Source organism: Actinomycetes bacterium, assembly GCA_035506535.1.
Taxonomy (GTDB): Bacteria; Actinomycetota; Actinomycetes; order DATJPE01; family DATJPE01; genus DATJPE01.
Genome location: DATJPE010000056.1, coordinates 1 through 2,849 on the forward strand (window position 1 = coordinate 1; position 2,849 = coordinate 2,849).

The 2,849-nt window shown below is 73.1% G+C and carries 2 protein-coding genes; one reads left to right on the forward strand and one right to left on the reverse strand.

Features of this window, described 5'->3' with window-relative positions; genetic code table 11:
* Nucleotides 1–36 precede the first annotated feature (36 nt).
* Entirely contained in the window at nt 37–1,884 is a 1,848-nt protein-coding gene (gene glmS, locus VMI11_07975; protein ID HTY72346.1) for a glutamine--fructose-6-phosphate transaminase (isomerizing), read from the reverse strand.
* A 73-nt stretch (nt 1,885–1,957) separates the two neighbouring features.
* Here glmS and VMI11_07980 point away from each other — a divergent pair.
* The coding region (locus tag VMI11_07980; protein ID HTY72347.1) for an amidohydrolase at nt 1,958–2,849 on the forward strand (892 nt) is incomplete at its 3' end.

Below are 2,849 nucleotides of genomic sequence, written 5' to 3' on the forward strand. Positions count from 1 at the left end.
TCGACGGTGACCGACTTCGCGAGGTTGCGGTGCTGGCTATTCGACGGTGACGGACTTCGCGAGGTTGCGGGGCTGGTCGACGTCGTAGCCCTTGGCCGCGGCCAGCTCGCAGGCGAAGACCTGCAGCGGGACCGTCGTGACCAGGGGCTGCAGCAGCGTCGGGACGGCCGGGACGCGGATGAGGTCGGAGGCGTACGCCGCCACGTCCTCGTCGCCCTCCTCGGCGATGACGATCGTGCGGGCGCCCCGCGCGCGGATCTCCTGGATGTTCGACACGATCTTGTCGTGCAGCACGCTCCGCCCCTGCGGTGACGGGACGACGACGACGACCGGCAGCCCCTCCTCGATGAGCGCGATGGGGCCGTGCTTGAGCTCCCCGGCGGCGAAGCCCTCCGCGTGCATGTACGCGAGCTCCTTGAGCTTCAGCGCGCCTTCGAGCGCCACCGGGTAGCCGACGTGACGGCCGAGGAACAGCACGGTCTTGGCATCCACCAGCTCCCTCGCCAGGGCGCGTACGGGTTCCACGGTGTCGAGCACGAGGTCGACCCGCTCCGGCATCCCGGCCAGCAGGCGTACCTGCTCGGCGACCTCGTCGCCCCACTTCGTGCCCCGCACCTGGGCGAGGTACAGCGCGACCAGCTGCACCGCGACGACCTGGGTCAGGAACGCCTTGGTCGACGCGACGGCCACCTCCGGCCCGGCGTAGGTGTAGAGCACGGCGTCGGACTCCCGCGGGATCGTCGACCCGTTGACGTTGCTGATCGCGAGTACCCGCGCACGCTGCTCGCGGGCGTGCCGGATCGCCATCAGCGTGTCCATCGTCTCCCCGCTCTGGCTGATCGCGACGACCAGCGTCGAGCGGGTGAGGATCGGGTCGCGGTAGCGGAACTCCGAGGCCAGCTCGACCTCGCAAGGGATGCGGGTCCAGTGCTCGATCGCGTACTTCGCCAGCAGGCCCGCGTGGTACGCCGTCCCGCACCCGATGATGACGATCTTGTCGACCTCACGCAACTCGCCGTCGGAGAGCCGCATCTCGTCGAGGGTCAGGGTCCCGTCCGCGCCGATGCGTCCGCGCAGGGTGTCCGCAACGGCGCGAGGCTGCTCGGCGATCTCCTTGAGCATGAAGTAGTCGTAGCCGCCCTTCTCCGCGGCGCTGGCGTCCCAGTCGACATGGAAGGCACGGACCTCGGCCGGCTCGCCCTCGAAGGTGGTGATGGTGACGCCGTCACGGCGCAGCTCGACGACCTGGTCCTGGCCGAGCTCGATCGCGTCGCGGGTGTGGGCGATGAAGGCCGTCACGTCGCTGCCGAGGAAGTTCTCCCCCACGCCCACGCCCACGACGAGCGGGCTGTTCCGCCGCGCCCCCACGACGACGTCGGGCGCGTCGGCGTCCACCGCGACCAGGGTGAAGGCTCCCTCCAGCCGGCGGCAGACGAAGCGCATCGCCTCGGCGAGGTCGCCGAGCTCGTCGTAGGCCTCGGCGACCAGGTGCGCCGCGACCTCGGTGTCGGTGTCGCTGCGAAACTCCCGCCCCCGGGACTCGAGCTCCGCGCGCAGCCGCGCGAAGTTCTCGATGATCCCGTTGTGGATCACCGCGACCCGGCCGGCGTCGTCCAGGTGCGGGTGGGCGTTGCGGTCGGTCGGGGCCCCGTGGGTCGCCCAGCGCGTGTGGCCGATCCCGACGGTCGCCGGCGGCAGCGGGTGTTCCTTGAGGGCCTTCTCGAGGTTGACCAGCTTGCCGGCCCGCTTGGCCACCGCGAGCGCACCGTCGGAGACGACCGCCACCCCCGCGGAGTCGTAGCCGCGGTACTCCAGGCGCCGCAGCCCCTCGAGGACCACGTCCAGCACGGGCTTGTCCCCGACGTACCCCACGATGCCGCACATGAGGCCCAGGGTACGGGCTGGCCGCACCCACCCCCGGCTTCGACGACCAGCGGCCGTCGGCCAGGATGCGGGCGTGACCGCCGCCGACACGAACGCCCCCGACCCCGCCGCCGCCTTCGTCTCGCCGCTCGCGACCCGGGCGCGCGCGGCCCTGGACGCCGCGGCCACGGACCTCGTCGCGCTGTCCCACGCGATCTCCGCGGACCCGGAGCTGGCGTATACGGAGGTACGCGCCGCCGCGCGCTGCGCCGACCTCCTGGAGCGGGGCGGTCTGGCGGTCGAGCGGGGCGCCTACGGGCTGCCCACCGCGTTCGCGGCCCGGGTCGGCAGCCACGGTCCGCACCTCGTCGTCTGCGCCGAGTACGACGCCCTGCCCGGCGTCGGACATGCGTGCGGTCACAACGCGATCGCGGCGTCCGCGGTCGGCGCGGGGCTGGCGCTGGCCGCGGTCGCCGAGGACGCGGGGCTGCGCGTGACGGTGCTGGGCACGCCGGCGGAGGAGAGCGGCGGCGGCAAGGTCGACCTCATCCGCGCCGGGGCGCTGGCCGGCGTCGACTTCGCGATGATGGTCCACCCCTCCCCCTTCGACGACTTCGCGACGCCGGGCCTGGCCATCGAGGAGTGGGAGGTCGTGTGCACCGGCCGTGCGTCGCACGCGAGCTTCGCACCGCACCTGGGACGCAACGCGCTCGACGGTGTGGTCGCGGGCTACACCGCGCTGGCCATGCTGCGCCAGCACCTCGCGCCCTGGCAGCAGGTCCACGGCGTGATCACCGAGGGCGGGCAGGCGCCCAACGTCGTCCCGGAGCGCGCGGCCGCCAGCTACTACCTGCGGGCGGCCACCCACGAGGAGCTCGAGGAGCTGCGGCGACGCGCACGGGCGTGCCTGGAGGGCGCCGCGGTCGCCACCGGCACGACGGTGGACATCCGCACGGTCGGGCACGTGTACGACCCGGTGCGCGCAC

What these genes read in the sequence shown, in the direction of transcription:
- glmS (HTY72346.1), bottom strand. Translation starts at nt 1,884, where the DNA reads ATGTGCGGCATCGTGGGGTACGTCGGGGACAAGCCCGTGCTGGACGTG.